Source organism: Providencia sp. PROV033 (assembly GCF_028484855.1).
GTDB lineage: Bacteria > Pseudomonadota > Gammaproteobacteria > Enterobacterales > Enterobacteriaceae > Providencia > Providencia alcalifaciens.
The window spans coordinates 1-15,212 of record NZ_JAMPSW010000090.1 but is presented as its reverse complement, the minus strand read 5'-3'; the positions used below and the strand labels follow the sequence as shown (position 1 = coordinate 15,212).

The 15,212-nt window shown below is 41.2% G+C and carries 15 protein-coding genes; 8 read left to right on the top strand and 7 right to left on the bottom strand.

What is annotated here, in order from left to right:
• Positions 1–238: 238 nt before the first annotated feature.
• On the bottom strand, positions 239–1,561 hold the full coding sequence (locus tag PSF16_RS13805; protein ID WP_036976104.1) for an anaerobic C4-dicarboxylate transporter: 1,323 nt from the start codon (positions 1,559–1,561) through the stop codon (positions 239–241).
• 140 nt (positions 1,562–1,701) lie between these two features.
• A complete protein-coding gene (gene aspA, locus PSF16_RS13800) occupies positions 1,702–3,126 on the bottom strand; it encodes an aspartate ammonia-lyase (RefSeq protein WP_272689440.1) in 1,425 nt (474 codons plus the stop codon).
• 402 nt (positions 3,127–3,528) lie between these two features.
• On the opposite strand from aspA, the gene PSF16_RS13795 reads away from it, so the two are divergent.
• From PSF16_RS13795 to PSF16_RS13780, 4 genes are all read left to right on the top strand, one after another.
• Positions 3,529–4,053 (top strand): FxsA family protein, encoded by a 525-nt coding sequence (locus PSF16_RS13795; protein WP_006662856.1) that lies wholly within the window; start codon positions 3,529–3,531, stop codon positions 4,051–4,053.
• Positions 4,054–4,212: 159 nt separating this feature from the next.
• Entirely contained in the window at positions 4,213–4,503 is a 291-nt protein-coding gene (locus PSF16_RS13790; RefSeq protein ID WP_006658991.1) for a co-chaperone GroES, read from the top strand.
• Positions 4,504–4,556: 53 nt separating this feature from the next.
• Positions 4,557–6,200 carry a chaperonin GroEL gene (gene groL, locus PSF16_RS13785; protein WP_006658992.1) on the top strand — a complete coding sequence of 548 codons (1,644 nt, stop codon included), beginning with the start codon at positions 4,557–4,559 and terminating at the stop codon, positions 6,198–6,200.
• A 393-nt stretch (positions 6,201–6,593) separates the two neighbouring features.
• Complete coding sequence (locus tag PSF16_RS13780; protein WP_006662858.1) at positions 6,594–6,938, top strand: DUF4156 domain-containing protein; 345 nt, start codon at positions 6,594–6,596, stop codon at positions 6,936–6,938.
• A 58-nt stretch (positions 6,939–6,996) separates the two neighbouring features.
• On the opposite strand, the gene epmB is transcribed toward PSF16_RS13780, so the two are convergent.
• Entirely contained in the window at positions 6,997–8,025 is a 1,029-nt protein-coding gene (epmB, locus tag PSF16_RS13775; RefSeq protein WP_272689439.1) for an EF-P beta-lysylation protein EpmB, read from the bottom strand.
• 42 nt (positions 8,026–8,067) lie between these two features.
• On the opposite strand from epmB, the gene efp reads away from it, so the two are divergent.
• On the top strand, positions 8,068–8,634 hold the full coding sequence (efp, locus tag PSF16_RS13770; protein ID WP_006658996.1) for an elongation factor P: 567 nt from the start codon (positions 8,068–8,070) through the stop codon (positions 8,632–8,634).
• A gap of 117 nt (positions 8,635–8,751) precedes the next feature.
• On the opposite strand, the gene PSF16_RS13765 is transcribed toward efp, so the two are convergent.
• From PSF16_RS13765 to PSF16_RS13755, 3 genes are all read right to left on the bottom strand, one after another.
• A complete protein-coding gene (locus PSF16_RS13765) occupies positions 8,752–8,955 on the bottom strand; it encodes a YbdD/YjiX family protein (RefSeq protein ID WP_006658997.1) in 204 nt (67 codons plus the stop codon).
• Positions 8,956–9,213: 258 nt separating this feature from the next.
• On the bottom strand, positions 9,214–11,307 hold the full coding sequence (cstA, locus tag PSF16_RS13760; protein WP_006662860.1) for a pyruvate/proton symporter CstA: 2,094 nt from the start codon (positions 11,305–11,307) through the stop codon (positions 9,214–9,216).
• 348 nt (positions 11,308–11,655) lie between these two features.
• On the bottom strand, positions 11,656–12,561 hold the full coding sequence (locus tag PSF16_RS13755; RefSeq protein ID WP_006658999.1) for an EamA family transporter: 906 nt from the start codon (positions 12,559–12,561) through the stop codon (positions 11,656–11,658).
• A gap of 268 nt (positions 12,562–12,829) precedes the next feature.
• On the opposite strand from PSF16_RS13755, the gene sugE reads away from it, so the two are divergent.
• The gene (sugE, locus tag PSF16_RS13750; RefSeq protein ID WP_006659000.1) at positions 12,830–13,144 is read left to right on the top strand and encodes a quaternary ammonium compound efflux SMR transporter SugE; all 315 of its coding nucleotides are present in this window, start codon (positions 12,830–12,832) and stop codon (positions 13,142–13,144) included.
• A 99-nt stretch (positions 13,145–13,243) separates the two neighbouring features.
• On the opposite strand, the gene PSF16_RS13745 is transcribed toward sugE, so the two are convergent.
• A complete protein-coding gene (locus PSF16_RS13745) occupies positions 13,244–13,486 on the bottom strand; it encodes a helix-turn-helix domain-containing protein (RefSeq protein ID WP_006662861.1) in 243 nt (80 codons plus the stop codon).
• 220 nt (positions 13,487–13,706) lie between these two features.
• Here PSF16_RS13745 and PSF16_RS13740 point away from each other — a divergent pair, with 220 nt between their 5' ends.
• Positions 13,707–14,462 (top strand): hypothetical protein, encoded by a 756-nt coding sequence (locus PSF16_RS13740; RefSeq protein WP_272689438.1) that lies wholly within the window; start codon positions 13,707–13,709, stop codon positions 14,460–14,462.
• Between the two features lie 44 nt (positions 14,463–14,506).
• Positions 14,507–15,212 (top strand): MFS transporter (locus tag PSF16_RS13735; RefSeq protein WP_272689437.1); only part of this gene is annotated, 706 nt, incomplete at its 3' end.

Here is a 15,212-nt window from a genome sequence, read left to right as displayed (position 1 = left end):
TATTTTTGATAAGTTTAACTACTTAGTTAAAACTGCTTATTCTTTCTTTATATTACAAATTCATTTCAAATATTATCTATTTTTGACTCTCCAAATAAGTGAGAGTTTTGTTAGATATTTATTTAAAAGGTAATTCATCAGGTTCAGGTTGCCTATAGGGAGTATCAAGATGCAGATATAAAAAAACCGTGACTCGAAAGCCACGGTTTTTTTGCATTTACTGATTGTAAATTGACGACTACAAGATCATACCGCCGAACAGGAAGCCGAAGGTAACAGCTAATGCCACAGCGATAGTCCCCGGAATGAAGAATGGGTGGTTGAAGACGAATTTACCGATGCGAGTTGTACCGGTGTCATCCATTTGTACCGCCGCAACCAGAGTTGGGTAAGTAGGCAGAATGAACAGACCAGATACTGCTGAGAATGAAGCGATAGCGGTTAATGGGCTAACGTTCAGTGCCAGTGCCATTGGCATCAACGCTTTTGCTGTTGCTGCTTGAGAGTACAGAAGTGCAGAACAGAAGAAGAAGATAACCGCTAGCATCCATGAATGTTCGTGGATTAAGTCGCCCGCAGTTTCTTTGATCCAATCAATGTTGTGCTGTACGAAAGTATCACCTAACCAAGCAACACCTAAGATACAGATACAGGCGCTCATACCTGCTTTGAAGGTACTTGAGTTCAGGATTGCATCTGTGTTTACACGGCACAGAACAGTGATTAACGTTGCGACAGTCAGCATGATAATCAGGATAGCGTTCGTGGTGTTCATCAGTGGAGTTGTCACAATGCCTAAACTTGGGCTGTTGATAATTGCGTAGCAAACTACGCCAACAACGCCGAGTAAAAACAGCAGAACAGACGCTTTAGCACCCGGTTTGATCTCTTTAACTTGGCTACCACGTAGTTCAACTAAGCCTTCTGCTAAACGTTTTTGGTAGATTGGGTCATCAGACAATTTAGAGTTAAATGTCCAAGAGATAATGAAAGACATCAGGATGATAGCTAAGAACGTTGCAGGTAATAAAATACCTAACAGCGTGATATAGCTAACGGTGTTACCTGCGCCAACCATGGCTGGGTTTTCCATGACTGATGCCATGTAAACAACCGCCGCAGAAATTGGAGAAGCTGTAATACCTATCTGTGCTGCAACAACCGCCGTAGACAGTGGACGACATGGTTTCACGCCTTGTTCTTTCGCCACTTCTGCGATAACTGGCAGAGTTGCTAATGAGATATTACCTGTACCTGCGAACAGAGTTAGGAAATAGGTCACGATAGGGGCAAGGATAGTGATGTATTTTGGGTTGCGACGCAGTAATTTTTCGGTTTGAGCAACCAAGTAATCCAAACCACCCGCAATTTGCATTGCAGAGATGGCGGCAATAACTGCCATGATAATAGAGATTACGTCAAAAGGAATGGTTCCCGGTTTCACGCCAATTGCAGCGAGTACCAGAACACCTAGGCCACCGGCAAAACCGATACCTATCCCTCCAAGACGGGCCCCTAAAAAAATGGCCAGCAGAACAATGACAAATTCTACGGCTAACATAGTGTTTACTCCTCGACAAAAATGAAAATTATGAAACTGTTATGTTAATTATTTGTGTGTGTATTCATGAAAAAAGGCACGCTATCCGGTGGAAAGTCGTGCCCTTATTCTTAAGAATTATTTATGCTAAACATAAACAATTAGTCGTCAAATCTTTTTGCTTTATATTCTGGATGTTTTAGGTTCTCAACAGAGAAGATATCATCCAGCTGCGCTTCGGTCAGAAGTCCACGTTCTAGGACAACTTCACGTACGCTCTTACCAGTTTCCGCACAGATTTTACCCACGATATCGCCGTTATGGTGACCGATGAATGGGTTCAGGTAAGTCACGATACCGATAGAGTTGAATACGAACGCTTCACAGATTTCTTTGTTCACTGTGATGCCGTTTACGCATTTCTCGACTAAGTTACGACATGCATTGCTCATCAGAGAAATGGATTCGAACATAGCTTGACCAATTGCGGGTTCCATTACGTTTAATTGTAATTGACCTGCTTCAGCAGCCATTGTTACACAGATATCATTACCGATAACTTTGAAGCATGCTTGGTTAACAACTTCAGGGATAACTGGGTTAACTTTTGCTGGCATGATAGAAGAACCTGCTTGTAATTCAGGCAGATTAATTTCTTTCAGACCGGCACGAGGACCAGAGGAAAGTAAACGTAAGTCATTACAGATTTTAGACAGTTTCATCGCCAGGCGTTTTAGACCTGCGTGAACAGTGATGTAGGCACCACAGTCAGAGGTTGCTTCGATTAAGTCTTCAGCAGGAACACATGGTAAGCCAGTCACTTCAGCCAATTTTTTAACTGCCAGTTCTGAATAACCTGGCGCTGTATTCAAACCAGTACCGATAGCAGTTGCACCTAAGTTAACTTCGAGCAGTAAATCGATGCTACGTTTTAAGTTTTTCTCTTCTTCTTTAAGAAGAGTTGCGAAAGCATGGAATTCCTGACCAACAGTCATTGGTACTGCGTCTTGTAACTGAGTACGACCCATTTTCAGGATGTCTTTGTACTCTTCTGCTTTTCTCTCAAAGCCTTCTTTCAGGTAAACAACAGAGTCGATTAATTTGAGGACTGAGTTGTAAACTGCGATACGGAAACCAGTAGGGTATGCATCGTTAGTAGATTGGCTTTTGTTCAGATGGTCATTTGGGTTTAAGAATTCATATTCACCTTTTTTATGACCCATCAGTTCAAGACCGATGTTTGCCAGAACTTCGTTGGTATTCATGTTCAGTGATGTGCCCGCACCACCTTGGAATACGTCAACTGGGAACTGATCCATGCATTTACCTTCGTTCAAAACAACGTCACATGCTTTGATGATGGTGTCTGCAATATTACGAGGAATAGTGTGCAGTTCTTTGTTAGCTAGAGCGGCTGCTTTTTTAACCATTACCATGCCGCGAATAAATTCTGGGACATCGTTAATGGTGCGGTCGCTGATATAAAAGTTTTCAATCGCACGCAGAGTATGAACACCATAATAGGCATCAGCTGGAACTTCTTTTTTACCTAACAGGTCTTCTTCGATACGAGTATTGTTTGACATGAGAACCTTCTTAATTAGATTACAGTTACTGTCCGTTTATGCGCTTTAAAAAATATATCCTAAAACTAAACTTCTAGGTGGTTACCACCTATTACTCCTTTATCAGTACTATGTTCTACTGACTTATGGGGTGATCATATGCCTTTTATCACCCTATACCTTGAACCTAGATCATTTTATGGATTGATTAGTGCAATAGAATTTATATTGTGTGATTTGAATCACAGATAAGCATCGTTAATGATCTTAATCCATGAGTTGAAAATCACGATAAGAGACCCAATTATTATGGCTATACTAATGAAAAAAGCGAATATGAATAGTAGTCTCTTAGAGATAGTTCACAAAGGTTTTCATTTCCCCCCGCAAAATGCAGTAGCTTATTGATATAAAGGAGTACTTGTGCGCTGGTTACCACTAATTCTGATATGTATTTTGGTGTATATAGAGTCGGTCATTTTTGTCCGAGTCGCGGCTGAAATTGGTGTATTAATGACATTAATTTTAGTGGTGCTCACATCCTGTTTAGGGGTTTCTCTTGTGAAGAACCAAGGGATGAAAAATGTCATGCAAATACAACAAAAATTAATGAGTGGTGAAAGTCCTGCCGCTGAAATGATTAAAAGTGTGGCGTTAGTGTTAGCAGGATTTTTACTTATTGTTCCTGGGTTCTTTACGGACTTTATTGGGCTACTTTTATTACTACCACCAGTACAAAAATTATTTGTGATGCGTTTAATCCCACACATTAAATTTTACCAACCAGGAAGTGGTTTTCAGGGGGGAGGTTATCAAAACGGTAATACCTTTGAGGGGGAGTACCAGCGTAAACAAGACGATCCTTCTTATACTATTGATGGTGAAAGCCATCGAGTCCCAGAAGATAAATCTTCAGATTCTGACAAAGATAATCCGCACAAGTCTTAATTCCTTTTAGTTTGTAGGGAGATAAATAATAAAAAAATTTATCTCCCACCCCTTGAAGTCTGACTCACCCACCCCAATCTCCTGAAACATGGTACTGGTGAAGATCACCTTGGTATCGACCTTTTACCCGTATGGACTTTATTTGTAGGAGAACTATTAATGAAAATTCGTCCATTGCATGACCGTGTTATCGTTAAACGTAAAGAAATCGAATCTAAATCTGCTGGTGGTATCGTGTTGACTGGCAGTGCTGCGGGGAAATCAACTCGTGGTGAAGTTATCGCTGTAGGCCAAGGCCGCATCCTAGAAAATGGCGATGTGAAAGCGCTGGATGTGAAAATTGGCGATATCGTAATTTTTAACGACGGTTATGGCGTAAAAGCTGAAAAAATCGACAACGAAGAAGTGCTAATCATGTCCGAAAGCGACATTTTAGCAATCGTTGAATAAGAATTTTCACTTAAAACTTTCATCAAACGAAAAGAATTTAAAGGAAAGAGATAATGGCAGCTAAAGACGTTAGATTTGGTAATGACGCTCGTACAAAAATGCTTCGTGGTGTCAATGTTCTTGCGGATGCAGTTAAAGTAACTTTAGGTCCTAAAGGCCGTAACGTTGTTTTAGACAAATCTTTTGGATCACCCGTTATCACCAAAGACGGTGTTTCTGTTGCGCGTGAAATCGAATTAGAAGATAAATTCGAAAACATGGGTGCACAAATGGTGAAAGAAGTTGCTTCTAAAGCTAACGATGCAGCGGGTGACGGTACAACAACCGCAACCGTTTTAGCTCAAGCAATTATCACTGAAGGTTTGAAAGCCGTTGCTGCTGGCATGAACCCAATGGATCTGAAACGTGGTATCGACAAAGCCGTTGTTGCTGCTGTCGAAGAACTGAAAACTCTGTCAGTTCCATGTTCAGATACTAAATCAATCGCACAGGTTGGTACTATTTCTGCAAACTCCGACGAAACTGTTGGTAAATTAATTGCAGAAGCAATGGAGAAAGTCGGTAAAGAAGGCGTTATCACCGTTGAAGAAGGTACTGGTCTGGAAGACGAATTAGACGTGGTTGAAGGTATGCAGTTTGACCGCGGTTATTTATCTCCTTATTTCATCAACAAACCAGAAACAGGTGTTGTTGAACTGGAAAACCCATTCATTCTGTTAGTCGACAAAAAAGTGTCTAACATTCGTGAATTACTGCCAGTATTAGAAGGCGTTGCGAAAGCGAACAAACCTCTGCTGATCATCGCTGAAGATGTTGAAGGTGAAGCACTGGCAACATTAGTTGTGAACACCATGCGTGGTATCGTGAAAGTGGCTGCGGTTAAAGCACCTGGTTTCGGTGACCGTCGTAAAGCAATGCTGCAAGATATCGCTATCCTGACTAACGGTACTGTTATCTCTGAAGAGATCGGTATGGAGCTGGAAAAAGCAACGTTAGAAGATTTAGGTCAAGCTAAACGTATCGTGATCAACAAAGACACTACTATCATCATCGATGGTATTGGTGACGAAGCGGCTATCGCGGGTCGTGTTTCTCAAATCCGTCAGCAAATCGAAGAATCTTCTTCTGACTACGACCGTGAAAAACTGCAAGAGCGTGTAGCTAAATTAGCTGGCGGTGTTGCAGTAATCAAAGTGGGCGCAGCAACTGAAGTTGAGATGAAAGAAAAACGTGCTCGCGTTGACGATGCTCTGCACGCAACTCGCGCAGCGGTAGAAGAAGGTGTTGTTGCTGGTGGTGGTACTGCGTTAGTTCGCGTTGCGGCTAAACTGGAAGCACTGAAAGGCGATAACGAAGAACAAAACGTAGGTATCCGTGTTGCTCTGCGTGCGATGGAAGCGCCAATGCGTCAAATCGTCACTAACGCAGGTGAAGAAGCTTCTGTTGTTGTAAACAATGTGAAAGCAGCGACAGGCAACGATGGTTACAATGCGGCGACAGATACTTATGGCGACATGATCGAAATGGGTATTCTGGATCCAACTAAAGTAACGCGTTCTGCTCTGCAATTCGCAGCATCAATCGCGGGTCTGATGATCACGACTGAAGCGATGATTACTGACATGCCAAAACAAGATGCGCCTGATTTAGGTGCTGCTGGTATGGGTGGTATGGGCGGAATGGGCGGTATGATGTAAGCCAACAGGCATACATCATGCGCCAGTAGCCGATAATTAACGGCTACCAGCCAAAATAAGACCGGCACCATGCATTATTGAGTGGTGCCGGTTTTTTATTGGTGCTAAAAAATGTTTTTGCGCTTTGAATTTATTAGGTCTATTACTTAGTTTTGCGTTAAGGTGACCCATCGGGTTATATTTAAGCCAAGGTAAAAAATAGTTTAAATAAGTAAAGAACATCACAAGCGTATTGATTATTTTGTGATAAACTCTGAACGATTGGCAATATTTGAAAAGTTTACAGGTATATTGGGTAAGCTAATTTACTGCCATAAAACAGAATTTTGAGTGATTGGAGCGACAAAGGTTCGACGACCAGCTGCAAAAACACAATGAAAAATGAGGGAAAACATGCGAATTAAAGTCTTGCTTGGTGCTGCTGCATTACTAACTTTAGCAGGTTGTACATCAACCAATGATCTGACTGCGGCAGGCTCACAAGTTCGTTTTGTTGAAAATCAACCAGGAAGCGAATGCCAACTTCTTGGTCAAGTCACTGGAACTCAAAGCAACTGGTTGAGCGGCGTTAATAATGAATCTAGCTCTATGCGCGGCGCGGCAAATGATTTACGCAACAAAGCTGCAGCAATGGGTGGTAACGTGATTTTTGGCGCATCAAGCCCAAGCGAAACTGTCCTGTCTAGCTTTGTTCCTGTTGATAGCAAGATGATTGGTCAAGTTTATAAGTGCCAATAATCATATATCAAGAAAACCCGCTTAATTAAGCGGGTTTTTTTATACTGATTCACTTTAGCTAGCTTTGGCGTAAGTTTAAATCAAGCAAGGTTTTGCTGGGTTCCCCACCTATTTCTCTTGCCAGTTTTGGCACTAAATATCCTGAAACTTGGCTTAGTAATTCGCGAATTAATTGCCTTGCTTCCAGATCACTCACTAAGAAATGCGCTGCGCCTTGAACTTTATCAAGCACATGTAAGTAATACGGTAAAATTCCTACATCAAATAACGCATTGCTCAGGTTGGCTAATGCAGTGACATTATCATTAACTTGGCGGAGCAATACGCTTTGGTTGAGTAAGGTGACTCCCGAACGTTTTAATTTCAGCATTGCTTGTGCAAACTCATCATCAATCTCATTCGCGTGATTAACATGGGTGACCATAATCACGTGTAAACGGGATTGAGTTAAGCGCTGGCAAAGGGTATCTGTAATTCTTTCTGGGATTACCACCGGTAAGCGAGAATGAATTCGCAAGCGTGTAATGTGTGGAATTTCCTCAAGTTGGCTAATTAACCAGTCGAGCTCATGGTCTTTTGCCATTAATGGATCACCACCAGAGAAGATGATTTCATTGAGTTCACTGTGGTTTTTTATATAATCCACAGCCATCAACCAGTTATTTTTATTTCCTTTGTTATCTTCATAAGGAAAATGCCGGCGAAAGCAGTATCGACAGTTCACCGCACAACCGCCTTTAATCAGCATCAATGCTCGGTTGCGGTATTTGTGAAGTAAACTTGGGATCGCATTATCCTGCTCTTCTAGTGGATCAGTAGAAAAACCTGGATGTATATCGAACTCTGCTTTTGCGGTTAATACTTGCAATAGCAGGGGGTCTAGTGGATCACCTTTTTTCATTCGTGAAATAAAAGGGCGCGGAACGCGTAAGGGGAATAACTTACGTGCTTCATGACCTTCTCGCGATGGCTGATGGTCTTCTAAGTTTAGTAATTGCAGCAATTCATCCGGATTAGTGACTGCTTCAGCAAGTTGTTGTATCCAGACTTCTCTGGATGAGGTATTTTGAGTTATAATATCGACCATTTTTTGGCTATGCCATTTTTAGTTTATAAATAGAGGATCTCCATGGCTACTTATAGTACCAATGAATTCCGCTCAGGTCTTAAAATCATGTTAGATGGTGAGCCGTGTGCAATTCTTGAAAGTGAATTCGTTAAACCGGGTAAAGGTCAAGCGTTCGCACGCGTTCGTCTGCGTAAACTGATTTCTAACAAACTGTTGGAAAAAACTTTTAAATCTACTGATTCTGTTGAAGGCGCAGATGTCATGGATATGAACTTAACTTACCTGTATAACGACGGTGAGTTCTGGCACTTCATGAACAACGAAACTTTCGAACAACTGGCAGCAGATGCGAAAGCTATCGGTGACAACGAAAAATGGCTGATCGACCAAGCAGATTGTATTTTAACGCTGTGGAACGGTCGTCCAATCGCGGTTACTCCGCCGAACTTCGTTGAGTTAGAAGTTGTTGAAACAGATCCAGGTCTGAAAGGCGATACAGCAGGTACTGGTGGTAAGCCAGCAACATTAAGCACTGGTGCAGTGGTTAAAGTTCCTCTGTTCGTTCAGATTGGCGAAGTGATCAAAGTTGACACTCGTTCAGGCGAATACGTTTCACGCGTGAAATAATCGCCGACAGATCAAGCCAGCCATTATAGTGAGTGGCGAAGTGAGATCAAGAAGAGCCGAATGCAGTTTCGTACTGTATTCGGCTTTTTTATTTGTGGAGTTCAGACAGAGCAATGATCAACAACATTTAAACCCGCCTTTACCCTTACCACCGTAGCGAGCATCCTGCCGCTCTTTGAAAAACTCCTCATAAGTCATCGGCGTTTGGTCAGGATGAGTACGTTGCATGTGGGCGACGTAGTTATCGTAGTCGGGGACGCCGACCATCATTTTGGCAGCTTGTCCTAAGTAACGGGCCGCTTTCCCTAAGTTTCCAAACATAAATCCTCGTCATATTTTGCGCTGTAGCTGTGTTGTCTTCGTTAGTTAAACCCAAGTCACATACTTATGTATGCTCCTCGGGTTTATCAAACTCGTCGCCTTGCTACAACACAAACTATTTAGAGGATTGCATCGTAGCTAGCGATTTTGGAGAAAGAGAGTGAGTTTTGAAAAACATCTAAATCAAAAATCTAAAATATAAAACTGAAGTAAAAAGGTTAATAGATTCTCAATTCTCAGCTCTCAATCTCCGGTGTATTAATGATGGCGGGTATTTGCCACAATCTCTTCGTAGTTGGCTGGCATTGGCTCGTAAGGCACTTCGTTGGCGGTCGGTTCCTTAGATTTCAATGCTTTTAACGCGGTACGGATAGAGAATAGGGCGAGAACCACAACCACAATCATAAAGAAAATCGTTAAGCCAGCATCTAAACGGTTATTGAAAACCAACTGAGTTAACTGTGATTCCGTATATTGCGGTGGCAAGTTGCCGCTATCTAACATCGCTTGAAACTTATTCGCGACGGCTAAGAAACCAACGCGGGCATCTTCACTGAAGGTCTTTTCCCAGCCAGCGGTCATCGTACACACCAATAACCACGAAGTTGGTAATAGCGCGACCCATGCGTAAGCTTGGCGCTTCATCTTGAACAGAACGACCGCACACAGCATCAACGCCATACCTGCTAGCATTTGGTTGGCGATACCAAACAGTGGCCATAAGGTGTTAATACCACCGAGTGGGTCAACGACGCCTTGATGTAAGAAATAACCCCAAGCCAGCACACACAATGCAGTGGCTATCAGGTTAGCGGGCAGAGAATCCGTTCTTTTCAATGATGGTGAAACTACACCCAGCAAATCTTGCAGCATAAAGCGTGCCGCACGGGTTCCGGCATCCACCGCAGTCAGGATAAACAGCGCTTCAAACAGGATGGCAAAGTGGTACCAAAAGGCAACATTCATTAATCCGCCTAAAGCACCATGGAGAATATACGCCATACCGACTGCCAGTGTTGGAGCACCCCCGGCACGGGAAATAATGCTGGTTTCCCCAACCTCGTTGGCAATTTGCGTCAATTGTTCAGGGGTAATCTGGAAGCCCCAGCTGCTGACAACTTGTGCTGCAGAAGCCACAACATCTGTCGTGCCAGCTGGTGCTAACATCGCCATTGGGCTGTTCATCGCGAAATAAACGCCTGGGTCAATTACACAAGCTGCGACTAACGCCATGATAGCTACGAATGACTCCATCAACATCCCGCCATAACCGATAAAACAAGCTTGGTTTTCGTTGGCGAGCATTTTCGGCGTGGTACCAGAAGAGATTAACGCATGGAAACCAGAAACGGCACCACAAGCAATAGTGATAAACAAGAATGGGAATAAATCACCCGCCCAAACAGGACCCGTTCCATCGATATATTTGGTTAACGACGGCATCTGAAGATTTGGATTTAAAATTAAAATACCAATCGCCAGACCAATAATCGTACCGATTTTCAGGAAGGTAGACAGGTAGTCTCGTGGCGCTAACAGTAACCATACTGGCAACACCGCAGCCACAAAACCATACCCAACCAACATCCATGTTAGCTGGACGCCGGTATAGTCAAAGTAAGGAGCCCAAGTTTCACTTTCTGCGACCCAACCACCTGAAATAATCGCAAAAACTAAAAAAATTAAACCGATAATTGATACTTCACCGATGCGACCAGGGCGAATGTAGCGAGTATAAATCCCCATAAAAATAGCCAGCGGGATGGTGAAGGCAACGGTATAGGTTCCCCACGGGCTGTGGGTCAGCGCTTTGACCACAATCATCGCGAGCACGGCAAGGATAATGACCATGATCATAAAGCAAGCAATCAGTGCGATTACCCCAGCAGTATTTCCCATCTCTTCTTTGACGAGTTCACCCAGCGAGCGCCCATCACGACGAGTCGAAACAAATAACACCATGAAATCTTGCACAGCACCCGCAAGTACAACCCCTGCTAACAGCCAGAGCATTCCGGGCAAATAGCCCATTTGCGCCGCCAGTACTGGTCCAACTAAAGGCCCCGCACCCGCAATAGCGGCAAAGTGGTGACCAAATAGCACTTTTTTATCTGTTGGAACATAATCCAGACCATCGTTATGACGAATTGCTGGTGTCATACGCGTTGAATCTACTTGCAGGACTTTTTTTGCAATAAACAGTCCATAGTAACGATATGCGATCAAATAAATACAGACCGCGGCGACCACGATCCACAAGGCGTTGATTTGTTCACCTCGGTTTAATGCAATATAACCGAGTGAAAATGCGCCGAGCAGAGCGAGAACAATCCAAATTAATTGTTTACCCATAGCCTTTCCCCATCCATTCCGTTAACGAGCTTTATTAGTTATTTATGTAAGTAAAAACTCAGGCAGGTATAGCGAAAGTTAAGTGAAAGAAAAAGTAGCTAAATCGAGACACTTAATTGAAATTGTAGATAAATTGCAATATTGCAATTGGTATCACTAAAATTGAAGCGAATATTGGATTTTATCTTGTTTTGGTCTAGCGATAATCTTTGGTTTGGTTTTATCTATTATGTAGGTATTGATTGTTGGATTATAACTCTGAATTTTTCTAAGGGTGTTTTGCTGAGATCTTATGAGGCGCACAAAAAATACCGGAATAAAGTTTCCGGTATTTGAAGGGGTTGGCGATTATGTTCTGATCATTTGGATGATTTTTTTACCGAATAACGTCGTAATAAGTCCGAACATAATTAAAATTAATCCAGCGATTTGTACGCCATTAATATGCTCACCAAGGAATAATGCACTACTACTTAGTCCAAAGACGGGTACCAATAAAGAGAATGGAGCGACTCGCCAAGCCTCATAGCGTCCTAGCAATACTCCCCATAAGCCGTACCCAATGAAAGTAGAAAGGTAGGCAAGATATAAAATAACGCCGAGTACCGACCAGTCAAAACCAGCTAGACCTTGCACAATGGCATCTTCACCTTCAAAAATCCAAGAGCTTAATAAGAAGGGAATAATGGGGATAAGCGCACTCCAACTCACTAAAGAAAGGGCGCTACATTTTTCCTCACCTTGGTGTTGCATAATAATACGGTTAGTGATGTTACCGCATGCCCAAGATAACCCTGCAACCAAAATAAAGATCAAGCCTAACAGAGGGATATCATCGATGCCTCCAGAGGTTGCGCCATTAGCTAAAATCCCCAACCCCGCGATGGCGATAAACATGCCAAGAAAATGGGTTGGCTGTAGGGATTCTTTCAAAATCACCGCGCCGAGTAATAAGGTGAAAAAGGCTTGTGACTGTAAAATAACAGAGGCAATCCCCGCAGGCATACCGACTCGCAACGCACAGAATAGAAACGCAAATTGCCCAAAGCTAATGGTTAAACCATAAATCAATAGTAGCTTTAAAGGGATCTTGGGACGCTTGAATAGGAAGATGGCAGGGAATGCCACAAACACAAAACGTAAGGCACCGAGGAGTAATGGGGGTAAGGCGGTTACGCCAAGTTTAATGATCACAAAGTTGACGCCCCAAATAATCACGACACACAGGGCAAGTAATATATCTTTGATACGCATGGTGTTTTCTCGGTACAGAATTGGCGGAGGATCTCTACTTTACCTGTGCTTTGGGATTTGTGCGACGAGATTGCATCTCATGACTCAAATTCAGCATGAATAGGATAAATGTGGGTGTTAATTTAGTGTTAATTATTATTTTAAGTGACTTGAGTCTCTTAAATTGAACGTTTATAATACGGTTTCATTTCGCGTGTTCAGGACGACCTGAAATCATCACGTTTAAGTAATGGGGACGACCCCGAGAAGTTGACGGAGTACATCCACCATGGCTTGGATCATCTTATTATTCGCAGGTTTATTAGAAGTTGTTTGGGCAGTGGGTTTAAAATATACCCATGGTTTTACGCGCCTGACACCAAGTATCATCACTATCACCGCCATTATCGCCAGTATGGGCTTACTCGCTTATGCGATGCGTGACCTACCTGCGGGAACCGCTTATGCAATTTGGACAGGAATTGGCGCTATCGGTACTGCAATTTTCGGGATTATTTTCCTTGGTGAGTCTGCCAATATGTTCCGGTTATTAAGCCTTGGCTTGATTGTGATGGGACTAATTGGGTTAAAACTTTCTAGTTAAGTCTCTGAGAATAAGAACGGGTGAGCGATGGCTTACCCGTTTTAGTAATTTCAGCATAATAGAATTCAAATAACATAATAATTATATTATCTTTTTTTCTTAATCAATAGAGCTGGCTTCTCTCCTTTTAGGTTGATGCTGCAAATAACGAGATGGCCATATTTCGTTAGGTGTCACCTCTAAAAAATCTGCAATAATTTTCTCTCCTTTAGGCCAGCGGCGTGACAATGCATTATTCAATGTTGAGGGATTTAATCCGACAGATCTGGATATGGCGGATAATGTGGTTCCTCTTTTTCGAATGGCGGCAATAATGTCCGCAGGATGCCAATCTTCTTTCATGTCATCTCCAATAATTATTAAATAATTAATCTTTAAATTTAATTAAATGCTTTTTAATTAAATTCACTATATGGTTTATTTGAAGTGTTAAATTAGAGGGATAAATTATCTTTTTAAATATCAATTAAATTAATCTTTGAAATGGGAAGTTTCTATGTTAAAGATATGTCGTTAATTTTCTATTGGTATATTTTAAATTTAATTTTTTTAGAGGTATACAATGAATGTAGAAAGCATTGAAATGGAAGTTCTGAGTAGAAATATGAAAAAGGATTTATTTTATTGTTTTGATTGGGATATTTTTGATGTTCATTATACTGTAGTAGATGTTGATAATAAAAAAATATATGCGCTATCAAGTGATTATGAATGGCAACTAACTTATTGGCATGAAGATATGGATTTGAAATTAGATGAAAGATTGCATGCAGGAATTCAATACTGGGAGAATTATTCGGATTCTTATAGAAAAATATTATCAAAGTTGAATTGTAAAAACAAAAAAATAGATTTTTGTAGTCGATATAATAATGTATTTGAAATACTTTCAATTAATTCTTTTGATACAGTACCATCCTTGGATTTACTATCATTATGTAAGTGGCGAACAGTAATGGCGAGTTACGCTTATGAAAAATGGAATGCTCATGAGTATACTTCAATACCAATTAGGCAGGAAATAAATATAATTAAAAATGAAAATTCACTTAAAGGCATAAAAGAAATATCTAATTATATTCGATTTGGTAATCTCTCTTTTTCAAATAAAGAGATTCTAACTATTAAATTATTACTTTCTCATAGAAGTATAAAAGAGATCAGTCAAATTCAAGGGTGCACAGAAGCCACTGAAAATCTAAGAGTAGAAAAAATCAAGTGGAAATTGAAATATGAAGGTGAAGTTAATAATAAATTGTTCAATGCAATGGAGGAACACTGTATTACATTGAACAGTCTGGGGGGAATTGAATTGTAATAAATAGATTTAATTGAATCTCTATAGGGAAAAGGAGTTAACTTATGAAATGGAAATTAAGATTTGGTGCAGTGGCAGGTAATGCTTTAGAGTTTTATGACCTTGCTATTTTTGCTGCGATTTCATCATATTTAAGTGCAGAATTGACCCGACTTGGTTATCAACAAGCCACGGAAATGGTTTGGGGAATTTTTGCATTGCGTTTTATTATGCGTCCAATTGGCGGATATGTTATAGGACGATATGCAGATAAAGTAGGCAAAAAATCTGCGTTAATTTTGGTGAGTATTATTACAGGTAGTGCAACACTAACGATGGGTCTACTTCCAATTCATTTACTTGGAACATATGCGCCATTAGTGATTTTAATACTTCAAATGGCATTATCTTTTAGCTATGCAGGTGAGGCCCCATCATTATCGGCTTACTTATATAAAGATTCTCAACCGCATGAGCGAGGGCGCATATCCGGTTTATTGACAGGAAGTGCAGTGGTCGGTGTGATTGGTTCATTAGCGATTGTCTTATTATTAGAACGTATTTTAGATGTCGAATCCATGCAAAAATTTGGCTGGCGAATTCCATTGTTATTAGGGTTAGCAAATATACTCATCTGTTTTTGGTTTAGATACTGGCTTCCGAATCAGCCGATAGAAAAAGTGAAAGATAAGATAGACTGGTTTAAAGCACTTAATATTTTTCTGATTGTTATTCCTGGTTCGGTTATTTTCTATACATTAAACTTTTCTT